Origin of the sequence: Mesorhizobium sp. M0848 (genome assembly GCF_040319805.1) — a bacterium.
GTDB lineage: Bacteria > Pseudomonadota > Alphaproteobacteria > Rhizobiales > Rhizobiaceae > Mesorhizobium.
This window is the reverse complement of the sequence record NZ_JAMYOM010000025.1, coordinates 70,610-90,912: the sequence shown is the minus strand read 5'-3', so window position 1 is coordinate 90,912 and position 20,303 is coordinate 70,610. Positions and strand designations below refer to the sequence as shown.

Annotated in this window: 23 protein-coding genes; 22 read left to right on the top strand and 1 reads right to left on the bottom strand. The window is 60.9% G+C overall.

Features of this window, described 5'->3' with window-relative positions; all coding sequences use genetic code 11:
* Positions 1-176: 176 nt before the first annotated feature.
* From NKH95_RS25825 to NKH95_RS25810, 4 genes are all read left to right on the top strand, one after another.
* Entirely contained in the window at positions 177-1,916 is a 1,740-nt protein-coding gene (locus tag NKH95_RS25825) for a hypothetical protein (protein ID WP_352441228.1), read from the top strand.
* Between the two features lie 12 nt (positions 1,917-1,928).
* Entirely contained in the window at positions 1,929-2,201 is a 273-nt protein-coding gene (locus NKH95_RS25820) for a hypothetical protein (RefSeq protein WP_352441227.1), read from the top strand.
* Positions 2,198-2,629 carry a hypothetical protein gene (locus tag NKH95_RS25815; RefSeq protein ID WP_352441226.1) on the top strand — a complete coding sequence of 144 codons (432 nt, stop codon included), beginning with the start codon at positions 2,198-2,200 and terminating at the stop codon, positions 2,627-2,629. Before NKH95_RS25820 ends, NKH95_RS25815 begins: the two co-directional genes overlap by 4 nt.
* An 81-nt stretch (positions 2,630-2,710) precedes the next feature.
* The gene (locus NKH95_RS25810; protein ID WP_352441225.1) at positions 2,711-3,172 is read left to right on the top strand and encodes a hypothetical protein; all 462 of its coding nucleotides are present in this window, start codon (positions 2,711-2,713) and stop codon (positions 3,170-3,172) included.
* Positions 3,173-3,373: 201 nt separating this feature from the next.
* Here the strand turns inward: NKH95_RS25810 and NKH95_RS25805 are convergent, their stop codons facing one another.
* Positions 3,374-3,688 (bottom strand): YMGG-like glycine zipper-containing protein, encoded by a 315-nt coding sequence (locus NKH95_RS25805; protein ID WP_027040217.1) that lies wholly within the window; start codon positions 3,686-3,688, stop codon positions 3,374-3,376.
* 257 nt (positions 3,689-3,945) lie between these two features.
* Here NKH95_RS25805 and NKH95_RS25800 point away from each other — a divergent pair, with 257 nt between their 5' ends.
* The 18 genes from NKH95_RS25800 to NKH95_RS25715 all read left to right on the top strand — a co-directional run bounded on the left by NKH95_RS25800 (position 3,946) and on the right by NKH95_RS25715 (position 20,026).
* Positions 3,946-4,515, top strand: coding sequence for a hypothetical protein (locus NKH95_RS25800; RefSeq protein WP_352441224.1), 570 nt, complete (start codon positions 3,946-3,948; stop codon positions 4,513-4,515).
* A gap of 206 nt (positions 4,516-4,721) precedes the next feature.
* Positions 4,722-5,633, top strand: a complete 912-nt coding sequence (locus NKH95_RS25795; RefSeq protein ID WP_352441223.1) for a hypothetical protein — start codon at positions 4,722-4,724, stop codon at positions 5,631-5,633.
* 181 nt (positions 5,634-5,814) lie between these two features.
* Positions 5,815-6,804: a Coat protein gene (locus NKH95_RS25790; RefSeq protein ID WP_352554723.1), complete on the top strand. Its 990-nt coding sequence runs from the start codon at positions 5,815-5,817 to the stop codon at positions 6,802-6,804.
* Between the two features lie 279 nt (positions 6,805-7,083).
* Complete coding sequence (locus tag NKH95_RS25785) at positions 7,084-8,199, top strand: hypothetical protein (RefSeq protein WP_023814098.1); 1,116 nt, start codon at positions 7,084-7,086, stop codon at positions 8,197-8,199.
* Positions 8,196-9,131: a hypothetical protein gene (locus NKH95_RS25780; protein WP_023814097.1), complete on the top strand. Its 936-nt coding sequence runs from the start codon at positions 8,196-8,198 to the stop codon at positions 9,129-9,131. Before NKH95_RS25785 ends, NKH95_RS25780 begins: the two co-directional genes overlap by 4 nt.
* Positions 9,092-9,583 carry a hypothetical protein gene (locus NKH95_RS25775; protein ID WP_352893657.1) on the top strand — a complete coding sequence of 164 codons (492 nt, stop codon included), beginning with the start codon at positions 9,092-9,094 and terminating at the stop codon, positions 9,581-9,583. Before NKH95_RS25780 ends, NKH95_RS25775 begins: the two co-directional genes overlap by 40 nt.
* A complete protein-coding gene (locus NKH95_RS25770; RefSeq protein WP_023814095.1) occupies positions 9,583-10,008 on the top strand; it encodes a hypothetical protein in 426 nt (141 codons plus the stop codon). Before NKH95_RS25775 ends, NKH95_RS25770 begins: the two co-directional genes overlap by 1 nt.
* Positions 10,009-10,111: 103 nt before the next feature.
* Positions 10,112-10,438, top strand: coding sequence for a hypothetical protein (locus NKH95_RS25765; protein ID WP_023814094.1), 327 nt, complete (start codon positions 10,112-10,114; stop codon positions 10,436-10,438).
* Positions 10,439-10,911: 473 nt separating this feature from the next.
* Positions 10,912-11,337 (top strand): hypothetical protein, encoded by a 426-nt coding sequence (locus tag NKH95_RS25760; RefSeq protein ID WP_023814092.1) that lies wholly within the window; start codon positions 10,912-10,914, stop codon positions 11,335-11,337.
* Between the two features lie 97 nt (positions 11,338-11,434).
* Positions 11,435-11,770 carry a DUF6973 domain-containing protein gene (locus tag NKH95_RS25755; RefSeq protein ID WP_128304615.1) on the top strand — a complete coding sequence of 112 codons (336 nt, stop codon included), beginning with the start codon at positions 11,435-11,437 and terminating at the stop codon, positions 11,768-11,770.
* On the top strand, positions 11,767-12,162 hold the full coding sequence (locus NKH95_RS25750) for a hypothetical protein (protein WP_352630436.1): 396 nt from the start codon (positions 11,767-11,769) through the stop codon (positions 12,160-12,162). The genes NKH95_RS25755 and NKH95_RS25750 overlap by 4 nt, the downstream gene beginning before the upstream one ends.
* 274 nt (positions 12,163-12,436) lie before the next feature.
* Positions 12,437-13,033, top strand: coding sequence for a phage connector family protein (locus tag NKH95_RS25745; RefSeq protein WP_023814089.1), 597 nt, complete (start codon positions 12,437-12,439; stop codon positions 13,031-13,033).
* On the top strand, positions 13,033-15,516 hold the full coding sequence (locus tag NKH95_RS25740) for a phage tail protein (RefSeq protein WP_352630439.1): 2,484 nt from the start codon (positions 13,033-13,035) through the stop codon (positions 15,514-15,516). Before NKH95_RS25745 ends, NKH95_RS25740 begins: the two co-directional genes overlap by 1 nt.
* A gap of 243 nt (positions 15,517-15,759) precedes the next feature.
* Complete coding sequence (locus tag NKH95_RS25735) at positions 15,760-16,428, top strand: hypothetical protein (protein ID WP_031213875.1); 669 nt, start codon at positions 15,760-15,762, stop codon at positions 16,426-16,428.
* 4 nt (positions 16,429-16,432) lie between these two features.
* Positions 16,433-16,936, top strand: a complete 504-nt coding sequence (locus NKH95_RS25730) for a hypothetical protein (RefSeq protein WP_031213873.1) — start codon at positions 16,433-16,435, stop codon at positions 16,934-16,936.
* Positions 16,936-19,422 (top strand): HNH endonuclease, encoded by a 2,487-nt coding sequence (locus NKH95_RS25725; RefSeq protein ID WP_352893656.1) that lies wholly within the window; start codon positions 16,936-16,938, stop codon positions 19,420-19,422. Before NKH95_RS25730 ends, NKH95_RS25725 begins: the two co-directional genes overlap by 1 nt.
* Entirely contained in the window at positions 19,410-19,703 is a 294-nt protein-coding gene (locus tag NKH95_RS25720; RefSeq protein ID WP_023814084.1) for a hypothetical protein, read from the top strand. Before NKH95_RS25725 ends, NKH95_RS25720 begins: the two co-directional genes overlap by 13 nt.
* Before the next feature lie 8 nt (positions 19,704-19,711).
* On the top strand, positions 19,712-20,026 hold the full coding sequence (locus NKH95_RS25715) for a hypothetical protein (RefSeq protein WP_023814083.1): 315 nt from the start codon (positions 19,712-19,714) through the stop codon (positions 20,024-20,026).
* Positions 20,027-20,303: the final 277 nt, after the last annotated feature.

Here is a 20,303-nt window from a genome sequence, read left to right as displayed (position 1 = left end):
GTGGCCGCGCTGACGACGAGCAGAGCCGACCCGCCCGGGCAGCACCGCTGCTCCAGGATTCTTCCAAAAATCGATCCGACAAAACCCGCGAACGCGACAGCCAGCGTACGACCCGGCCGTGCCGTGCTCGCCGGCGCGCCCTTTTTGTTCAAAGCCAGTTGGGCAGGAAACAGCCGATGGTCAGCATCATCCCCCTCTCCATTGCCCAGCGCCGGCTCGATACCGGCAATGCGGTGCAATACCCGCAGGGATCGCCGATCGGCGGCGCCATGCAGGGTCTTCGCGACCAGTTTTCCGCTGTCGCCGAGCGCTATCAGCAGATGAAGGAGCAACAGGAGGCGTTCGACGCCGAGCTGGAACGGCGCCGGTTCAACGGCCGGATCGCGCAGGCGGAAGATGAGGTGGCGGCGAACGCGCCGGCCGACGGCGCCGGCCTACATGAGACCATGTACGGCCAGGTCGATCCGCGCACCGGCCGGGTGGTCAAGACAGGCCTGTTCGACACGCTATTTGACGTCGCCTTGCCTGATATGCCCGAGAGCCAGCGCGCCAACTTCGCCAGGCAGAAGCAGGTAATGCGCGCGGTTGGCGCGCGGCGCATGGCGCTGCGGCAGCTCCAGCGCCGGCAGGACTATGAGTTGGCCGAGGTCGACACGGCGCTGAAGACCAGCGCCATCGCCATCGGCAAAGCCAATCCCGACGATCACGTGACCTTCGAAGCAGCCCGCCAGGAAGGGCTCGACCTGATCGACAAGATGGGGCTCGACCCAGGGATCAGACAGCAGAAGGTGAAGGATTGGTTCGGCACTGCGGCCAAGACGCGCTTCGAGGCGTTGATCGCCAAGGATCCGAAACGGGCGTTGGAGATATTTGGTGTCGGGACGCCGGCCTCCGGCAGCGAGGCCTCCGGCGACCGCCTCGGCAAGAAAACACCTGATGAAGCAGTGGCGCAGGCGTTTAAGGACCGTGCTCCGGCGCCCGATCTGATCGCGACCAAGCCGGCAGCCGACCATCTCGCCGACCTATCTCCAGATGACTTTCAGCGGCTGATCGACCAGGCACACGCCGCGACCACGGCCCAACTGATCGAGGCGCGCACCAACATCGCCCTCGCTTCGCAGAACGCTCCGGACGCAATCGCCAATACGGGCAGCTATTCCGGCAAGATGCCCAGCCCCGCTGACTTCGCGGCCGTTTATGGCGCGGAGGAGGGCGGCAATCGGTACCAGGACTTCAGCGTAAAGATGGATGTCGGCCGCCAAGCCTTTGGCATGCGGACGATGCCCATCCAGGCGATCCACGCAGCACTGCGTGATGCCGAGCCTGCGGCGGGCAGTTCCGAGGACGAGCAGACACGGTATCAGGTTACGGCTGCCGCTGCGCTCAAGACTCTGGGCATGAGGCGGGCGGACCCTGCTGGCTACGTTCGCGATGTCTTCGCCAATGTCGACGCCGCGTGGAGGGCGGCAACGAGCCCGGACGGCAACGATCCGGCCGCCTATCAAGTCGCAATTGCCCGTTCTATTGCTGCTCAAGAACAGTTGGATTTTGAGAACATCCAACCCTTGCCAAATTCATTCTCGGCCGACCCGACCAGCGCACTAGATATCCGTGAACTGCTGCACCATGCGAGCGACACGGAAGCAGGTACACTAGATGCATCAACCGATGCGTCTGAACCGAATTCGGGGAGCGGGCAACGTTCTGAGGCGTTGGAGAACCAGCAGACCGCGTCCGCAATGTATGAACAAAATGAGAACATCTATCCTTCCGTCGAGGTAGCTGGTATATCAAAGTCAGTCGCGAGGAATTTGTGTATCGACTTTTGCACCAACGCCACACTGCCCACCGGCACGTACGACGGAGCACCATTCCACTATTGTATGGCCAGGTGTATGGAAAATTACGGGCATTGAAGGACGAATTAAATGGTAGACAATCTCCGCAGAGATGATGCAGAGGCTATTGTGCAATTAATTCTTGGCACCTCTAAGGCTCTGAATGAATTCTTGCTTGATAGAAGAGATTTAAGGAGCAAAGAAGAATTCGATTTCCTCAAAAAAATCGTTGGAAGGCTGATGGGATTTCAATATTTCGAAGTGGTTGAAGTTGTTGGTAGTAAGTATAAAGACATCGTAGAAAATTTGCATGGACCGGCCTCTAAGTCAGATTTCGATTTTCCTGAGATCAATAAATTATGAAAATATATTATTATCTTGAGCCAGAGGTATCTGGTGGTTTTGGCGATAACATCATTTTGGACGCGAGTGTCCATCCCCCTCTCGTAACCCGTTTACATTATGAGTTTGATGGGTGGTTGGGGGACAGGATGGTGGCGTCATTCCCGTGCTATCTAGTCACCGAAGATGTTGCAGAGAAAATTCTCAAGAGTGAATTTTCAGGCGTAACCTTCGACAAGGTCGAGGTGACCACTTCTGAATTGTTCGAGGAAATGCAACCGGACCAGAAGCTTCCGCCCTTCGTATGGCTGAAAGTGAACGGGGATGCCGGTCGCGATGATTTCGGAATGGCGAAAGATCTCCGCCTAGTCGTTTCCGAGCGCGTGCTCGATGCCCTCAAGCCATTGGGGATCTCCAATGCCTTGATTGAGCCTTTTGAAGCGTCTTGATGGCCTCGGCCCTGGCTCTTTGGGGGGCGGTGTTGAAGCGATGGATTGCTGGCCTGAGGGCGAAATTCGCGGGAGAGACACATGAGGCGGCACGGGGGGCATCCGACCAACGGGTCGACCGGATACTTCAAAATAAGGCCGAACGTCGCTGGCGGGATCGGCGAAAACACCGTTCTCGACTCGAGCGTCCATCCGCCAATCGTGACCAAGCTTCACTATGAGGTAGAAGGCTGGTTCGGCGATGTGATCGTTGCGACATTCCCCTGTTTCCTCGTTACTGAAGAAACCCAGCGCGCACTGCAGAAGATGGGCTTTTCAGGTGCGACGTTCGCCGAGGCCGAGGTGACTACCTCGGAAGAGTGTCAAGAGGATCAACCCGGGCTGGAGCTACCACCTTTCGTCTGGCTGAAGGTAAACGGGAAGGCTGGCCGCGACGATTTCGGGATCGCAACACCCTTCCGTCTCGTCATTTCTAAACGCATTCTTGATTTGCTGGAGTCGTTGGGAATACCGTTTGCAGTGGTCGAACCCTACGAACAGTAACGGGATCGCGCTTTTTAATTGCGATGACAGTTCATTTGTCGGCTGCACCGATGTGACTGCAGCGAACGTTTGGGCTGAGAACTGGAAAATAGTGCACTGTCACCGCAATTCGGAAAAGGGTGTCGCCAAGCTGGAACACCCCTCATCCGGCCGCTGCGCGGCCACCTTCTCCCACAGGGGGGAGAAGGGAAGATCAGCGCCTCAATAATCGCCGTTGTAGTACCGGTCGTCGCAGGGTGCCGTGTAGATGCGGCCGCGGCGGTCCTGGTAGCGGCACATCTGTTCGCCGCGGCGCTGCGGCGTGGTGGAGCTGCCGACAACCGCGCCGAGCAGGGCGCCGGCACCGGCGCCGATGAGCGTGCTTTCGGTGTTGCCGCCGATGGCCTGGCCGACGAGGGCGCCGCCGGCGCCGCCGATCAGCGCGCCGGTCCCGGCCCGCTGCTGCCCCTCGGTCTGCGCGCAGCCTGCCAGTGCTGCAGTCATCAGCACGGCGGCTATGGCTTTGTGAAAGTTCATGTGCGGTCTCCCTTGAAGGCCTGAAATCCCTATGGCTCGTCCCGTGCGTTCGCATTGCGGCGGAACGGGGGCACGCGGCCTCACGATATAAGACATGGTTTCTCGGGCGTTGATGGGCCGAGGGCCGAAAACACCTCTTTCGAACAAGGCGCTAGCGCCGCTCCTTGTCAAAATGATTCAGCCTTCGATGGTTCGGCCCGGTGCCGGGGTTCACTCGGTCGGGCTTCCAGAATTTCACTCACCAATGGAGAAATGCCATGACCCGAGGTCTTCCCCGGACGCTTGTCCGCGCCGCCGCCCGCGAGGCCGGCCTTGCCCCGCCCAGGCCCGGCCTGAAAGCCGTCACCACAGGGCAGGGCGGATCGTATCGCACCGTCTTCACCTTCGCCGGCATGCAGGTGCCGGTCACCGATGCGCTGGCCTATGCTGCCCAAAAGATCTTCGACTTCATCGAGGGCAAGGTGCGCATCAAGGGCGGCACGGCAAGATTGCAGTTCGCTGTGCTCGGTACCCGCGCGGCGACCATCAACGACAATGCAGCGCTGAACTGGTCGCTCGGTTCGGCGGCGGCATCGAGCGCGACGCTGGCTGGAACCATGGTCAATGTGCTGGCGTCGACGGCCCGCACGCTCGACGGCGCCGGCGCCGCACTGTCCACGGCTTCGGTTGCCGACATCGCCGCCGCAGTGACGCTGGATGGCACCACGACGCCGGTCGATCTCCATCTCAACCTCGCGTTTGCAACCGGTTCCGATATCGACGCTGACGGGACGATTGCCGTGACCGGAACAATCACGCTGCTTTGGGAGAACTGGGGCGACGTCTAAGCGCTAATCTCCCCCCTCGAGGGGGAGATGTCGCCGAAGGCGACAGAGGGGGTCGGTTCGACTGGGCGCGACTCCCGGCGACGAATGAAGTTGGCGCTCCACGCGCGGCGACCCCCTCTGGCCTGCCGGCCATCTCCCCCTCGAGGGGGGAGATACCAAGCTTTTGCCGTCGGGTCTTTTCTAACCTCAACAAAGGAATCTCACACATGACAGATCTGGCAGACGCCGGGTCCGTGGCGGCGCGTGCGCAGCCGGCGGGCAACCCGGCACAGTCACCGGCAGGCGCGGACAACGGGTCCGCCGCGCCTGCCGCCAAAAGTTGGTTTGACGGTCTTTCCGAAGGCAACCGCAAGCTCGCTGAAACCAAGGGCTGGACCAAGCCTGAAAGCCTCGATCGGGTTTTCACATCCTATGCGGAGCTGGAGCGGCAGCAGGGTGAGAGCCTGCGCGTTCCCGCCCCGGACGCATCGCGGGAAGACTGGGACCGGTTTCATGCCCGGCTGCCCGAGGCCATGCGTCCGGTCACCTCGTCCGAGAAGGTCGAATACATCAGGCCGGAAGGACTGCCGGAAAACTTCGCCTATTCGGACGAACTCGCCAACGCATCCAAGGCCTGGGCGGTCGAGGCGGGTGCTTCGCCGAAGACCGCGCAGGCCTATCATGACAAGTTCGTCGGCTACATGGCCGAGCAGGCCGCGCGTCAGGAAACCGCGCTCGCCCGCTCGGTCGAAGCCACCCATGACGACCTTGTCAGGGACTGGGGACCGACCGACAGCGACGGCTTTCGCCAGAAGCTGGAGGTCGCCAACCGGGCGATGAAAAAGCTCGGCCTGGTCGACGCCTACAAGGCGAAGGGCATCCTTCTGCCCAACGGGGCGCTGACCGATCCGCAGATCGCCAGGGCGTTCCAGGCGATCGGCGAGGCGATGTTCCGCGAAGACACGATCGACGGCGGTGCTGGTCGGAGCGGAGCCAATCCGTTCAAGCGCAACGCCGCCGGCGAACGCAACCTGACTGATATCTCAGCCCTCGTCAAAAGCGACCCCGCCCGCGCCCGACGGCTGGCTCGCGAGGCCGGGGAGAACCCCGACCGCTGGATGCCCAACAACCCGCGCTGACGATCGATCAGCCGCACTGAAACGCCCCTCATCCGGCCGCTTCGCGTCCACCTTCTCCTCGTCAGGGAGAAGAGGCGCGCCGACGTCGCAAGTCTCCTCTCCCCCGGAGAGGTCAGCCGAGCGAAGCAGAGGCTGGGTGAGGGGGCACCCGCCGCCAACCCAAACCTGAAGGAAGAGAAAAATGGCAGATGCCTACACCCGTATCGCGGACGCGATCGTTCCGTCCGTCTATGCGCAATATGCTTTCGAGGAACATGTGCAGTCGCTCGAGATCTACCAGGCCGGAATCCTGTTTTCCGACCCGGCCATCTCGTCAAAGCTGTCGATGGGCGGCCGCTCCGTCGACATGCCCGGCTGGAAGGACCTCGGCAACGATCCGTCCGAACCGGTCAATGACGATCCGGCTGATTCCATCGAGATGAAGAAGATCGGCTCGCGCCGCGAGGTCGCCGCCCGCAATGTCCGCGCCCAGGCGTGGGGCGTTCCGGACCTGACCTCGATCCTAGCCGGCGACGATCCGCAGAAGCTGATCGTCAAGCGGCAGACCGAGTACTGGCAGCGCGCCAACAAGCTGACCCTGCTCGGCATCCTGAAAGGCGTCGTCGCTGACAACGTCGCCAATGACGGCGGCGACCTGGTGCGCACCACCGGCGCCTCCATCGTCGACACCGACATCATCGAGGCCGCCTATCTGATGGGCGACCGCGCGGACAAGTTCAAGACGATCTGGATGCACTCCAAGCAGATGAAGGCGCTGAAGCTCGCCGACCTCATCGACTATGTGCCGTCTTCCGAGCAGGGCGGACCGCTGATCCCCTATTATATGGGTCTGCGGGCCGTGGTCGACGACGATATCCCGGTCACGGCGGGCGTCTACACCGCCTTCATGTTCAAGGACAAGGCGATCCTGTGGAACGAGCTGCCGGTCAACACCGAGGGCGGCCCGCTGGAGTTCGACCGCAAGCCGCGCCAGGGCCATGGCGGCGGCATCACCGAAATGGTCGGCCGCCGGCATTTTGTGCCGCATGTGCCCGGCACCCGCTTCCTCGACGCCTCCTCGGCCGGCGAATTCGCCACCGATGCGGAACTGGCGCTGGCTGCGAACTGGGACCGCACCGCGTCGAGCGTCAAGAACATGACGTTCATCGCGCTGAAGACGACCGAGGCCTGATAGGACCGAGGCGGGGGGCGGGGGCGATGCGCTCCCGCTTCTTTTCTAAACTTGGCGCCGACCATGTTCCGATCCTGGCGTGACAAACAGAGCCGGAATCCGTCGCCGGCACAGGATTGGCCCGCCGAATCAATGCGTGGGCAACACGCTCGTTGGCGGCCTCTCCAAAATCCGGATCCGACGAAGGCATCGGCCTCGAGCGCCATTGCCGGCCGTGCCGCAGCGGCCGGGTGATTTTCGGCCGTTCAGCCCTCAGTGCTTCGTGAGCAGGGAACAGCCATGGTACACATCATCCCCCTTTCCATTGGCCAGCGCCGGCTCGACACCGGCAACGCGCCGCAATATCCGCAGGGGTCGCCAATCGGCGGCGCCATGCACGGGCTGGGCGATCACCTTTCCGCTGTCGCCGAGCGCTACCAGCAGATGAAGGACCAGCAGGAGGCGTTCGACGCCGAATTGGCCCGCCGCCGCTTCCACGGCCAGATCGCGCAGGCGGAAGATGAGGTGACGGCCAACGCCCCGGCTGACGGCGCCGGCCTGCATGAGACCATGTACGGCCAGGTCAATGCGTACGACGGCAGGGTCGTCAAGACCGGCCTGTTCGACAGGCTGTTCGACAAGGCTTTGCCGAACATGCCTGAGAGCCAGCGCGCCGCTTTCGCCGAGCACAAGGAGACGATGCGCAGGGTTGGCTCGCTGCGCATGGCGCAGCGGCAGCTTCAGCAGCGCGAAGACTATGAACAAGCGCAGGTCGACACGGTGCTCACGACCAGCGGCATCGCCATCGGCAACGCCGATCCCGACGATCCTGTCACCTTCGAAGTAGCCCGCCAGGAAGGGCTCGACTTGATCGCCAAGATGGGGCTCGACCCCGGGATCAGACAGCAGAAGGTGAAGGACTGGTTCGGCACCGCGGCCAAGACGCGTTTCGAGGCGCTGATCGCCAAGGATCCGAAACGCGCGCTGGAGACGTTTGGTGTCAGGACCCCGGAAGAGTCTTCGGGAGACGTTCAGCCGATCACTTGGGTTCTTGCCTCGGGCAGATCAGAGGCGGCTGCCGCGAAAGGCGATCGCGTTGGCAAGCTCACGCCAGACGAGCGCGTGGCGCAGGCGTTTGGGGACATTGCTCCGGCGCCTGATACGGCGATCAAGCCCGCAACCGACCATCTCGCCGACCTGTCTCCAGATGACATTCAGCGGCTGATCAACCAGGCACACGCCGCGAATACGGCCCAATTGATCGAGGCGCGCACCAACATCGCTCTCGCTGCGCAGAACGCCCCGAACGCGATCGCCAATACGGGAAGCTATTCCGGCAAGATGCCCAGCCCCGCCGACTTCGCCGCCGTTATGGCGCCGAGGAGGGCGGCGATCGGTACCAAGACTTCAGCTTGAAGATGGATGTCGGCCGCCAAGCCTTTGGCATGCGGACGATGCCCAACCAGGCGATCCACGCAGCGCTGCGCGATGCGGAGCCTGGGCCGGTCGGCTCCAACGAAGAGGAGACACGGTATCGGGTTACGGCTGCCGCTGCGCTCAAGACCCTGGACATGAGGCGGGCGGACCCTGCTGGCTACGTCCGCGAGGTCTTCCCCAATGTCGACGCCGCGTGGAAGGCGACAACGAGCCCGGATGGCAAGTCGGAGACCGGCAATCCGGAGGCGTACAAATGGGCCATCGCCGTCTCTGTCGCAGCCCAGAGGCAACTCGGCATCGAGACCCCTCAACCTCTGCCGAAGGCCGTTGTCCAAAGCATAGCTGACACCTTCGGCGACAAAAACATGCCGCAGGCTAAGAAGGACATCATCCTGCGTGATCTTCTAGCAGCAGCGCCCGATCCGGGTGTCCGCCAGGCCTTATCTCAGCAGTTGGATCAAGCTGGCCTTTCTCGATCGGCCCAAGTCGGCCCGATCGTCACTGCTGCGACAGTGCAAGGACGGCTTCCATCAGCGCCTCCTGGCGAAGCCCGGTCTGCACTCCAACGAGCTGCGGACGACTTCGGCGATTATCTGAGCGAGGGTTTCGAGGCCCTAGGCCGAATCCCGCATGACATTGGGATAGCTCTCCAGGATCTGCACGATTCTCCTTTGGGTTTCCTTGAGCAACTGCCCGCCACCCCTGGCTCGGGGGCGGTTGCTGAAGGGCGCTTGGCATTAGAGACAGTCGGCGAAGCTGTTGCAAAAGGCTTGGCCATATCCGCGGCGGGACCGGCAAGTTTGCCAAACCGCTGGAGGAGTTTGCAACAAGTGGTTCGCGCGCCACATCGGAGCTTGCCGCTGAGGGCGCGGTGGCTCGCCAAGCCGTCGGTGCGGAGGCTCGTGCAGTAAATGCAGCAAATAAGGCCGCTTACCGCTTGGGCACAGGTGCAAAGCCCGACAAGGCCGAGCTTCTTGAAATAATAAAGTCAATCGCGAGAGACCCCTCAAAGATAAAGTACGCGGGGGCATCGTTTGGCAAGGCTCTTTCAAAAAATTACCGCAAAACGTTTCTCGACGCGAACCCGAAACTGGAGGGTGAAGTTGTGGTCCACCACGCGGCTGAGCAGCAAATCTTGAACAGATATCTCGGGCTCGTGGCCGAAGAGGAGATGCACTCGCTTCAGAATCTGCGTGGGATTCCTAAAAGCTTGGACAACCTCTTGCACAACAAAATTTTCCGATACGAATGGGACGAATTTTATGCGTCGCATCCTCAGGCCACTCGTCAGCAGGTGCTGGACTACGTGGCTTATATCGACAAAAAATACGGACATCTGTTCAACCCTCCAATAGGTGGATAATGCAGTATTTCTATATCAGACCTGATGTGGCTGGTGGGCTTGGCAGAAACACCGTTTTGGACCCCAGCGTCCATCCTCCGATTGTGACCAAGCTCCACTACGTGGTAGAGGGCTGGACCGGTGATGTGCTCGTTACGACGTTCCCGTGTTACCTCGTCACCGAAGAAACCCAGCGTGCACTGCAGAACATAGGTTTTTCGGGTGCGACGTTCGCTGAAGCCGAAGTGACGACATCCGAAGAGTTTCATGAATATCAACCTGGGCAGGAACTTCCACCTTTCGTCTGGTTGAAAGTGAATGGGAAGGCTGGCCGCGACGACTTCGGGATCGCAGCAAACTATCGCCTTGTCATCTCGGAGCGCATTCTTGATTTGCTGGAATCATTGGGAATACCGTTTGCAGTGGTCGAACCCTACGAGCAGTAACGGATTACGCTTGTTGAATGCGATAACAGTCCGTCTTTTGTCGGCTGCACCATGTGACTGCAGCGTGCACTGTCACCGTAATTCCAGAAGACACTGCATCCGAATGGCCGAGGAGGATTTTCCCTATGGGGAAAAAATGAAGTTGCTGGATATCGTTGGACGGTTGTCGGAATTTGACGAGGAGGACCCGGTCTACGCAGCGGAGCCCACAATCTACGCGGCGGAGCCTTGGACCGAGGATTCAGACGCAATGGTTTTGCCTCAGCAGGATGGGGTGTTGGTACCAGCCGAGGCAGCTAAAGAGGGCCTGGCATACTTTCTCGAAATCAACCTTGCGATCGAGATTACCGAGGCTTTGGTTGCATCCGCAGAAAGAAAAGCCAAGCGTTTCCGCTATCTGCGAACGCGTTATTTATTATGCCACCTATGATGCGTGAGAGGTTAAATGTCGACTAACCCACGTTATGACGGACAGCCGCTGCTTAGACTGCTGGATGTTTATGTGCTCTGGGCGATCGGAGAACTTTCTCAAGAGTCGGAAGAGGGCTTGAAAAGAATGGCCCCCAAACTGCAATCTCTGTTTGGTGGCGATGGACGGTGGCATCACGCAATTGCCCAAGCCATGCACATGCCCGGAGGAATCCCGGCAGCAATCGGGATATGTGGGCAAGGAATCTCAAAATCGCTCGCGTCAACGGCACGACCCTCCCGCCCGAGAGATTTGCCGAGATATTCGTGGACAACAACTTCGCGGATTGGGCGTTCTGTAGCGCCAGATTTTCAGACCTTCGCTGCCCCTCAACCTCCTGCCGGGACCTTCTCCCCGTCAACGGGGATGATCAATAATCGCCATTACCTCGATAAGAAATACTGAAATCTGTTCAATCCTCCGATAGGTGAGTGATGCAATATTTTTACATAGAACCGAACGTTGCTGGTGGGCTTGGCAACCACACCGTTCTTGACACGAGTGTCCATCCGCCGATTGTGACCAAGCTTCACTACGAGGTAGAGGGCTGGTTCGGCGATGTGCTCGTTACGACGTTCCCGTGTTACCTCGCCACCGAAGAAACCCAGCGCGCTCTGCACAAGATGGGCTTTTCAGGTGCGACGTTCGCCGAAGTCGAAGTGACAACCTCCGAAGAGTTCCATGAGGACCAGCCTGGGCAGGAACTTCCGCCATTTGTCTGGTTGAAAGTGAATGGCGAGGCTGGCCGCGACGACTTCGGTATCGCAGCAGATTATCGCCTCGTCATCTCGCAACGCATTCTCGATCTGCTGGAGTCGTTGGGAATACCGTTTGCCGTGGTCGAGCCTTACGAACAGTAACGGGATTACGCTTTTGAATTGCGACGACGGCTCATTTTTGTCGGCCGCACCCATGTGACTGCAGTGAATCTTCAGACTGAGAACTGGAAATAGTGCATTGTCACCGCAATTCCTCATGGGAACGGCATCGCTCCAATCTCATCCAGGCGTCAATAATGCAGCGGGTGCTTTGAGACATGCCGAATGGTCGGCCAAGATGGCGCAATCGCTTGGGGTCAACGAAGCGAAGAAGATATCGGATGCCTATGAGATATCCCATCCGAATGACCGATATGAGCGCGCGATGGATTTGATAAATAACAATGTCGGCCGTGTGTTGGGCGAAGCTTTACCCGGGGTCGCGCCCGACGAAATCGCGCGCCTTGCCCTGGAGGCCGGACTACTTCAGACTTCACTGCCTCCGGCAATGATCTTTCACGAGAAAAGAAAATGAAGAAAGTGATGGTTCTGACGACCGCAACTATCTTGGTGGCTGCTGCAATTTTTGTTTATTGCAGCCCTCTTCTCGTCAAGCTTGAGAAGGACGGATTTGTGGGCGGAACGCTGGAAATTGCAGGCACCAAACTGGATGAAGCGGCAGGATCTGGAACGACGTACCACCTCGTTTTCGTGAATGAGGAATCCAGCGCGAGCGTTTCTTGCAGCAAGGATGGGAAAGTTACAAGCCGGGATGGATATCTATCTCCATGGCTTGGGTGGTACGTAAGTTTCCATCTTTCGAATTGCTCGATTAGTGGATTTCGTCCGATATTAAGGGTTGGAATCACGAATAACAGTGAGATGCCGGAGATCTCGCGCGTTTTGTCGATAGCATGTCCGGACTGAGACTTGGAAAATAGTGCGCTGCCGCCGTAATTCCTCGTTCTGACAATATTTCTTAGCGCCCCCTCCGTCCTGCCGGCTTTCGTCATTCGGAAAGCCAAGCAGTTGGCTTTCCGTCCGCTACGCGGACCACTCTTCAACCCCACGAAGGGAGATCGGAGGGGGCGTAGAGCACGATCTCTGAATATCGCCATCCAAACCCCCAGCCGCTTCGCAGCGGCTTTTTTCATGCCCGGAGAAAATCATGACCCGACCCACATGGACGAGGCGCTGACCCATGGCCATCACCCCGCTCGATATCGCCAACATGGCGCTGGCCGTGCTCGACGAGGCGCCGATCGACAGTCTCGATCAGGACGTCAAGGCGGCACGGCTGCTCAACTTGCATTTCGACCTCGCAAGGGAAGCAGAACTTACCAAATGTGCCTGGGTGTTCGCCATCCTGCGCGCCACGGTTGCCGGGGCGGACACCGGCAGCGATTGCGGCTTGACCTTTGCCTATGAACTGCCGGCCGACTGCCTGCGGCCGCTGCCGCTGACCCGTGATGGCGAGCCGGACGGCGTGCCGATTTCGTGGCGCCAGGAGGCGGGGCTGATCTATTCCGACCAGTCCGGCCCGCTGACCATCCGTTACGTCGCCAACCTCACCGATCCCAACGACTGGGATGCGCTGTTCACCGAGGTTCTGGTGGCGGCCCTTGCCGTCAAGGTGGCGCATCCGCTGACGCACAAGTCAGGCATGATCGATATTGCCCGCTCGGCCTATGACCGGGCGCTGGACGCGGCGCTCAACGCCAACGCCATCCAGCGCGGCAGCCGGCTCTACACCGCCTCGTGGTCCAATCAGCGCGGCGACAACAGGATTGCGCGCTGATGACGACGCTCTATCCCGTCCAGGACGTCTTCACCCGCGGCGAGATCTCGCCGCGCCTGCATGCACGCGCCTCGCTCGACTTCTATCGGGCGGCGCTGGCCAAATGCGAGAACTTCATCACCCTGCCGCATGGCGGCATCCGCAAGCGCGGCGGCACCTATTTTGCCGGCGAGGTGAAGATTTCCGCGAAGACGACGCGGCTGATCCCGTTCATCTTCTCGGCCGATCAAGCCTATGCGCTCGAATTCGGCGACCGGTACATCCGCGTCCATGCCTATGGCGCGCGCGTCGACACGGTGGAGGTCGCTTCGCCCTATCTCGAGGCGGACCTGTTCGAGCTCGCCTATGTCCAGTCGGCCGACCAGATGTGGGTCACTCACCGGGACTATCCGCCCAAGGTGCTGACGCGCAGCGCACACACGGCGTGGGCTCTGACGGATTTTGAATTCCTCGACGGTCCCTACGACCCGGTCAACGACACGGCGACGACGCTGACACCGTCCGACACCGGGCATCTGACGCCGCAGATGACCAGCAACACGACGCCTTCCGGCACCGCTTCCACCGGCAGCGGCAGCGCCTCTGCCTGGCAGATGTTCGACCGCGACAAGACGCAGGATATCCAGATCTCTGGCGGCGGTGACGGCTATATCCGGTTCCGCAATGCCGGCGGTTCACAGCGCGTGGCCGATGCCTACTGGATCACCACGTCACGGGTGGCAACGGGCAATTATGATTTCTTCACCGCCTGGGAATTGCAGGGTTCCAATGATGGCACCAACTGGGTCACCCTGGATACTCGTACGGGCGAGCTCGGCTGGGGCAATGGCGAGACGCGCTTCTACGAATTCACGAACAAATCGGCCTTTGAATATCATCAACTGGTGTTCAGCGGCGGTGGCGGCGATGATGCCGAAAGCAGCGTTTCGGCCGAGCTTGCGATCCATGTCGCCGCATTCGACCAGACGCCGTTCGACATCACCGCGTCTTCAAGCATCGGCATCAACAATGACACCGGCTTCCAGGCGACCGATGTCGGCCGCGCCATCCGCTTGTTGGGCGCCGACGGCATCTGGCGGTGGGCGAGGATCACCAGCCGCACCAGCACCACGGTGGTCAAAGTGATCCTCTACGGCCATGCGCTGCCGAACATGAACCCGATCACGCGCTGGCGGCTCGGTACGTTTGTTCCCGGAAAACATGTGGAGAGCGGCTCGCTCTATGAGGAGCGGCTGGCCTTCAGCCGCAAATTCTCGGTCTATGCCTCGGCCACCGGCGACTTCGACAATTTCGCTCTCGGCGAGAAGGACGACGATGCGCTGGAGTTCGTCCAGGCGGGCGGCGGCCAGGCCAACGACATTGTCTGGATCGCCGACAGCGACGGCGCGCTTCTGATCGGCACCTCAGGCGGCATCCGCGCCCTGTCGGGCTCGGGCATCGACGAGGCGCTGACGCCCTCCTCGTTCAAGAACCGGCGCTCGCGCACCTTTGGCTGCGCCCGCATCCGCCCGGTGGATGCCGGCCAGTCGTTCCTCTATGTCACACGCTCGCGCAAATCGATCGCCGAGCTGACGCAGACGGCGCAGAGCCGTTTTGCTTCGGACGATGTCGGCCAGGTCTCCGAGCATATTCCCAAAAAGGGTGTGGTCGAGCTCGCCTTCCAGACCGATCCCGACCCGTTGCTGTGGTTCCCGCTCGAGAATGGCGAGCTTGGCGGCTACACCCATCAGCCGAGCCAGGAGGTGCGCGGCATGCACCGGCATCGCCTGGGCGGCAACGTCAGCGGGGCGGGCTCCGATGGTTCAAATTGGGCTGATGTCGAAAGCGCTGCGGTCACCCCCGGCCAGGACGGCAATGACGATCTCTGGCTGATCGTGAAGCGCAGCATTGGCGGCGTGACCAGGCGCTACATCGAGATCAAGACCGCGCCGTTCGAATACGGCGCCATCGCGGACGCCTTCGAGGTCGATTGCGGCCTGTCCTACGCGGGTCTTGCGGTCACCACGGTGGGCGGCGCCATGCACCTTGCCGGCCAGTCCGTCGATGTGCTCGCCGACGGCAAGGTCTATCGCGGGCTGACCGTCAGCGGCGGCGGCACCGTCACGCTGCCGGGCGGTTCTACCGCCGCCAAATGGCAACTCGGCCTGCCCTACGCGGCGGGCGCCGACACGCTGGAGCTCGATGTCGGCGGCCGCGACGGCTCCATCATCGGCCGCCGCAAGAAGGTGGCGAAGGTGATCCTGTCGCTGCTGGAGACCGACACCACGGGGCTTCAAGTCCAGTCCTTGATGCGCGGCCGCTGGGAGCCGGTGCGCATGCCCTCGATCATCGCGCCGGACGGGCGGGCAACGCTGTTCACCGGCAATGTCGAGGTGCCGATCGACGACAGCTGGGAAGGGCCGGGCCGAGTGCGGATCCGCCATGTCAACCCGACGCCCTGCACGATCCGTGCGTTCACGCCGGTGTTCGACGCCGAGCCGTAGAGCGCCGGCGTTGAAGATGGTGATTTCCCCCCTTGAGGGGGAGATGTCGCCGGAGGCGACAGAGGGGGTCGGTTCGACCGGACGCCAACCTCCTCCACGTTGAAAGAGGATGCCGACGCTCCACGCGAAGCGCCAATCTCATCTGCCGCGGTAGGTCGCACCCGGTCGTGCCGACCCCCCTCTGGCCTGCCGGCCATCTCCCCCTCGAGTGGGGAGATAACAATTCACCAAAGGATCCCCGAAATGACATCTCCCCATGCCGAAATCCTCGGGATGGCGCGGACGGCTGCCGAATTCGCCGCCGTCATCGCCTTGCTCGACACCGACCTCAACGACGCGCTTCACTGCAGAACCGAACTGGCGCAAGCCGAGGACCGCGCGGTCTTCGGCGATGGCGACCTGGCCGCCGCGCGTGCCGCGCTGGACGACTGCAACGACCAGATCGGGCTGCTGGAAAAGACCATCGACGCCGCCGGCAAGCGCCGTGCGGAGGCCGCGCAAGGCGAAGCGCGGGCCGACATCGCCGCGCTTGGCGACGAGATCAAGGCCAAAGCTGCAACGCTTGGCGAGCGCTGGGGCAGCGCCCGCCGGCTGGTCGAACTGCTGCGCCAGGAATTGTTCGAGGCCGATGCGCTCGCCCGCACCATTGCCACCGCCAACGGCCTGTTCGATGCCGCCGGCGTCGCCGAGCTGAAGATCAATCTGACCACGACCCGCCGCGCCGCCATGGCCGGCCCGCGGGCCGCTGCACCCGCCCGTCTCAGCCGGCCGGCGTTGCAGGCCGACAGGCTGCTTGTGTCGTTCCTCACCCCCGGCGGTGCGCTCGACCCGCGCCCGGCGCTCGGCGCGCCGGTGGACGGCGTCAAAAGCAAATTCATTCCCGCAAACACCTCCTTTGGCGAACGAGGCTGAACGCATGTGCACACTTGCCCTTATCGGCACCGCCCTTTCTGTTGGCGGCGCGCTGGTCGAAGGCCAGCAGTCGAAGCAGATGGCCGACTATCAGGCCAAGGCCTACGGGCAGCAAGCGCAGGCCGAGGCGCAGAGTTCCGCCTTCGAGCAGAGCCAGGAGCGCCATAAGCAGGATCTCCTGCTGGGCCAGGCGCGTGCGCAGGCCGGCGCCTCGGGCGTCGGCATATCAGGCTCGCCGGCCGAGGTGCTGGCCGCCAATGCCAGGCAGGGCCAGCTTGATCTCGACGCGATCCAGTACGGCTCGAAACTGCGCCAGAACAGTCTCAATACGCAAGCCGCGCTCTCGCGCTTCTCCGGCAAGCAGGCGGTCACGGCCTCGATCTTCAAGGCCGGCAGCAATCTCGTATCGGGTCTCTCCGGCCTCTACGACCCGACCAAGGCCGTGACCTTCGGCAAGGGCGCCTTCCCACCGCCGCCGGGCGGCTCGTCCACCGGAGGCCTCTACTGATGGCCACCATTCCGCTCCACATAGCGCAGCGCCGGCTCGATGCCGGCAATGCGGTGCCGTACCCCGGGGGATCGCCGATTGGCGGCGCCATGCAGGGTCTTGGCGACCAGTTCTCGGCTATCGCCGAGCGCTACCAGCAGATGAGGGACCAGCAAGAGGCGTTCGACGCCGAGCTGGCGCGCCGCCGGTTCAACGGCCGGATCGCGCAGGCGGAAGACGAGGTGGCCGCGAACGCGCCGGCCGACGGCAGCGGCCTGCATGAAACCATGTACGGCCAGGTCGACCCGCGCACCGGCGAGGTGGTCAAAACAGGCCTGTTCGACACGCTGTTCGATGATGCCTTGCCCAACATGCCCGAGAGTCAGCGCGCTGGTTTCGCCAGGCAGAAGGAGACGATGCGCGCGATTGGCGCGCGGCGCATGGCGCAGCGGCAGCTCCAGCAGCGCGACGACTATGAGTTGGCCGAGTGGACCAAGATCGACAACATGTCCACGGGTTCCATCGCACAGGGCGACCCGAACGACGCCGAGACATTCGAGGCGATCCGGCAGAGCGGCTTCGACCTGATCGCCAAGATCGGCAACTCGATCATTCGGCAAACAGCCGAGGCCACCTGGCGCACCAACACGGCCAAGGCGCTGGTCCAGGCAATGATTGCCCAGGATCCGAAGCGGGCGGCTGAGATGCTGGGTGCGGGGCGGGCTGGCAGCCGGATCAAAGATGATACGGCCGAGGCGGTTGGTGGCCCGCAGGCAAATACCACAAGTTCTGTGGCGCCAAGGGACGATCGCCTTGGCGAGCCGACGCCATATGAGCGAGCGGTGCAGGTTGTCCGGGACGACATCCCGCCTGAAGACAGGCCAGCGTTGGCCCAGAAAGCGCGGACCGCTGAGATCGCACGGCAGGTCGAAACACGAACCAGCATCGGCCTCGCCGAACAGAATGCGCCAAGCTCCATCAGGGAAACTGGAACCTATTCCGGCCCCGTGCAGACTCCGGAGCAGTTCATCGCTCTCTACGGCGCCACCGAAGGCGTCAGGCGCTTCCAAGCCTTCAGCCAAGCAATGGATGTCAGTCGGCAATTCTACAGCATGCGTGGCATGTCGAATGAGGCCGTTTTGGCCAGAGTTAAAGAGTCCTCGCCCAAGGCCGATAGTGCTACGCCGGAAGAGGACAGCGCGCGTCATGAAGTAATAGCCACGGCCGCCGACCTCACGCTCAAAGAGAGGCAGGGCGATCCGGGTGGCTATGTACGTAAGACGTTCGCGAATCTCGATGCGGCTTGGAACAATCTTTCGACGCCGGAAGACTATCAGGCAGCCATCATCGGCTCGATCGCCGCTCAGCAGCAACTGGGCTTCGAGAAGATTCAACCGCTGCCCAATTCCGTGGCGGGAGGCGTCGTCGACGGACTCAAAAACGGAACAAACCCGCAAGATCCCGCCCTAAACAACCTCTTTGCTGCACTGCCTACCGAAGCTGCCCAAAAGGCAATGCTAGACCACCTAATTCGGACAAGTGCAGCGCAGACAGAGAGAAGCCTAGCTGATCGAACACGTCGCGATTGGATAGTCGACCCCGAAATGCTGCTCGATCTGCGCCAAGCAGCCGAGTTGGGTCTGCGGGACTCGCATGTAGAAGTCACGAATTACATTCCTACGCCCCAAGATAAGCTTGGCTACCTTATCGCCGGCGATAGTAAGCCAAGCAGCGTGCGGCGTAATCTGGCGCGGATGCTGGTTGGCTCCGAGGGAGCCGGCGAGCAGGGCATCTCGCTGCTCGGCATTGCGCCCATGGTCGCGGCCGATAAGGCTGTTGCGTCCGCGATGTCTGGCAACGTCGGCGACACCATTCTCAATGTCTTAGGAACGCTCCCCACCGAGAAATTGGTATCCGTCGGCCTGCAACAAGCCGGCAAGATTGCGGGGCCTTTGGTTAAGGAACTCTCGCAGGTCTTGAGGCGGTCCGACGACCTAGCGGAGGGGGCCGAGGCGCTTGTTCGCAGAAGCAGCGGCAAGCTCGCCGACTCGACGGAGGACGCTCTTTCTGAAGGAGCGGATCTTTACAAAGGCGTAGACGACTTACCTACACCCGGGTCCGAACCGCTGACAGAAGAAGCAGGCGACGGCGTTAGTCGAGGGCCGACCGGTCAATTCTATAGTGTGGTGTTCGAGACAGAGATAGATTCTGCATTATATCCGAACGTTTCGCGCCCACGCCATTTCCAGGCGGCCAACGAAGCCCTGCTGGTGCTAATGGAAAGAGAGCCGGATTTCGCGAAAGCTCTGCAAGATGCGGGAATTAACCTCCAGCGGACAAAGAGGGGGCTCGTTCCCCGAAGAGCGCCCCCCGGCTACACTTGGCACCACGACATAAAAGCCGGTGTGATGCAACTTGTCCCTAGATCGCAGCATGATCCTGGGACTATCTTTCAGAAAGCATTGCACCCGAATCGTCGAGGAGGATTTTCTTTATGGGGAAAATAATCAAGTTGTTGGATATTGTTGGACGGTTGTCGGACTTTGACGAGGATGACACGATTTATGTGGCGGAGCCTTGGACTGAAGATTCCAATGCAATGGTTGCGACCGCACCCGACGATAGCACGGTGCCTCCGAAGGCGGCAGCCAAAGCGGGGCTTACATATTTCATCGAGATATTCATTGCGATTGAATTTACCGAGGCCTGGGTAGCTTCACTGAAGGAAAAGCCCAGCCTGTCGGCTATCTGCCAAAGACTCATCGAATACGCCACCAATGATGCGTGAGGGGAAACATGGCGACTAACCCACGTTACGATGGACAGCCGCTGCTTAGGCTGCTGGAGCTTTATGTGCTCTGGGCCATTGGAGAACTTTCTCAAGAGTCGGAGGGTGGCTTGAAAAAGATGGCCCCCAAACTGCAATCTATCTATGGCGGCGACGGACAATGGCATGATGCAATTGCCCAAGCCATGCACATGCCCGAGGGAATGCCGGCAGCAATCCGGGATATGTGGGCAAAGAATCTCGAAATCGCCCGTGTCAATAATGTAACGCTTACGCCCCAGCAATTTGCCAAGATGTTCGTGGACAACAACTTCGCAGGTTGAACGCTGTTTTCTGATTGGAATTGCGGTGCTGGCTGGCGTTCTACGGCGCCCCCCTCGTCCTGCCCGACATCTCCCCGGAGGGGGATTACGGTGACGATGCACTTTTATGAATTCTATCGATACGGATCGGAGTGAAATCTAGACAAAGAAAATAGTGCAAGAGCACGACTCGCCAAATGTAGGCAGCCCCGAAGCAAGAGCCTGGGCGCGAAATTATCTAAAAGATCGATAGTGCGTGCGAAAAGCGCGGCAACTGGGTTGCTGACCGAGGCGAAAA

Coding starts and splice junctions, on each gene's coding strand:
- NKH95_RS25825 (WP_352441228.1), top strand. CDS start 177: ATGGTCAGCATCATCCCCCTCTCCATTGCCCAGCGCCGGCTCGATACC.
- NKH95_RS25820 (WP_352441227.1), top strand. CDS start 1,929: ATGGTAGACAATCTCCGCAGAGATGATGCAGAGGCTATTGTGCAATTA.
- NKH95_RS25815 (WP_352441226.1), top strand. CDS start 2,198: ATGAAAATATATTATTATCTTGAGCCAGAGGTATCTGGTGGTTTTGGC.
- NKH95_RS25810 (WP_352441225.1), top strand. CDS start 2,711: ATGAGGCGGCACGGGGGGCATCCGACCAACGGGTCGACCGGATACTTC.
- NKH95_RS25805 (WP_027040217.1), bottom strand. CDS start 3,688: ATGAACTTTCACAAAGCCATAGCCGCCGTGCTGATGACTGCAGCACTG.
- NKH95_RS25800 (WP_352441224.1), top strand. CDS start 3,946: ATGACCCGAGGTCTTCCCCGGACGCTTGTCCGCGCCGCCGCCCGCGAG.
- NKH95_RS25795 (WP_352441223.1), top strand. CDS start 4,722: ATGACAGATCTGGCAGACGCCGGGTCCGTGGCGGCGCGTGCGCAGCCG.
- NKH95_RS25790 (WP_352554723.1), top strand. CDS start 5,815: ATGGCAGATGCCTACACCCGTATCGCGGACGCGATCGTTCCGTCCGTC.
- NKH95_RS25785 (WP_023814098.1), top strand. CDS start 7,084: ATGGTACACATCATCCCCCTTTCCATTGGCCAGCGCCGGCTCGACACC.
- NKH95_RS25770 (WP_023814095.1), top strand. CDS start 9,583: ATGCAGTATTTCTATATCAGACCTGATGTGGCTGGTGGGCTTGGCAGA.
- NKH95_RS25765 (WP_023814094.1), top strand. CDS start 10,112: ATGGCCGAGGAGGATTTTCCCTATGGGGAAAAAATGAAGTTGCTGGAT.
- NKH95_RS25760 (WP_023814092.1), top strand. CDS start 10,912: ATGCAATATTTTTACATAGAACCGAACGTTGCTGGTGGGCTTGGCAAC.
- NKH95_RS25750 (WP_352630436.1), top strand. CDS start 11,767: ATGAAGAAAGTGATGGTTCTGACGACCGCAACTATCTTGGTGGCTGCT.
- NKH95_RS25745 (WP_023814089.1), top strand. CDS start 12,437: ATGGCCATCACCCCGCTCGATATCGCCAACATGGCGCTGGCCGTGCTC.
- NKH95_RS25740 (WP_352630439.1), top strand. CDS start 13,033: ATGACGACGCTCTATCCCGTCCAGGACGTCTTCACCCGCGGCGAGATC.
- NKH95_RS25735 (WP_031213875.1), top strand. CDS start 15,760: ATGACATCTCCCCATGCCGAAATCCTCGGGATGGCGCGGACGGCTGCC.
- NKH95_RS25730 (WP_031213873.1), top strand. CDS start 16,433: ATGTGCACACTTGCCCTTATCGGCACCGCCCTTTCTGTTGGCGGCGCG.
- NKH95_RS25725 (WP_352893656.1), top strand. CDS start 16,936: ATGGCCACCATTCCGCTCCACATAGCGCAGCGCCGGCTCGATGCCGGC.
- NKH95_RS25720 (WP_023814084.1), top strand. CDS start 19,410: ATGGGGAAAATAATCAAGTTGTTGGATATTGTTGGACGGTTGTCGGAC.
- NKH95_RS25715 (WP_023814083.1), top strand. CDS start 19,712: ATGGCGACTAACCCACGTTACGATGGACAGCCGCTGCTTAGGCTGCTG.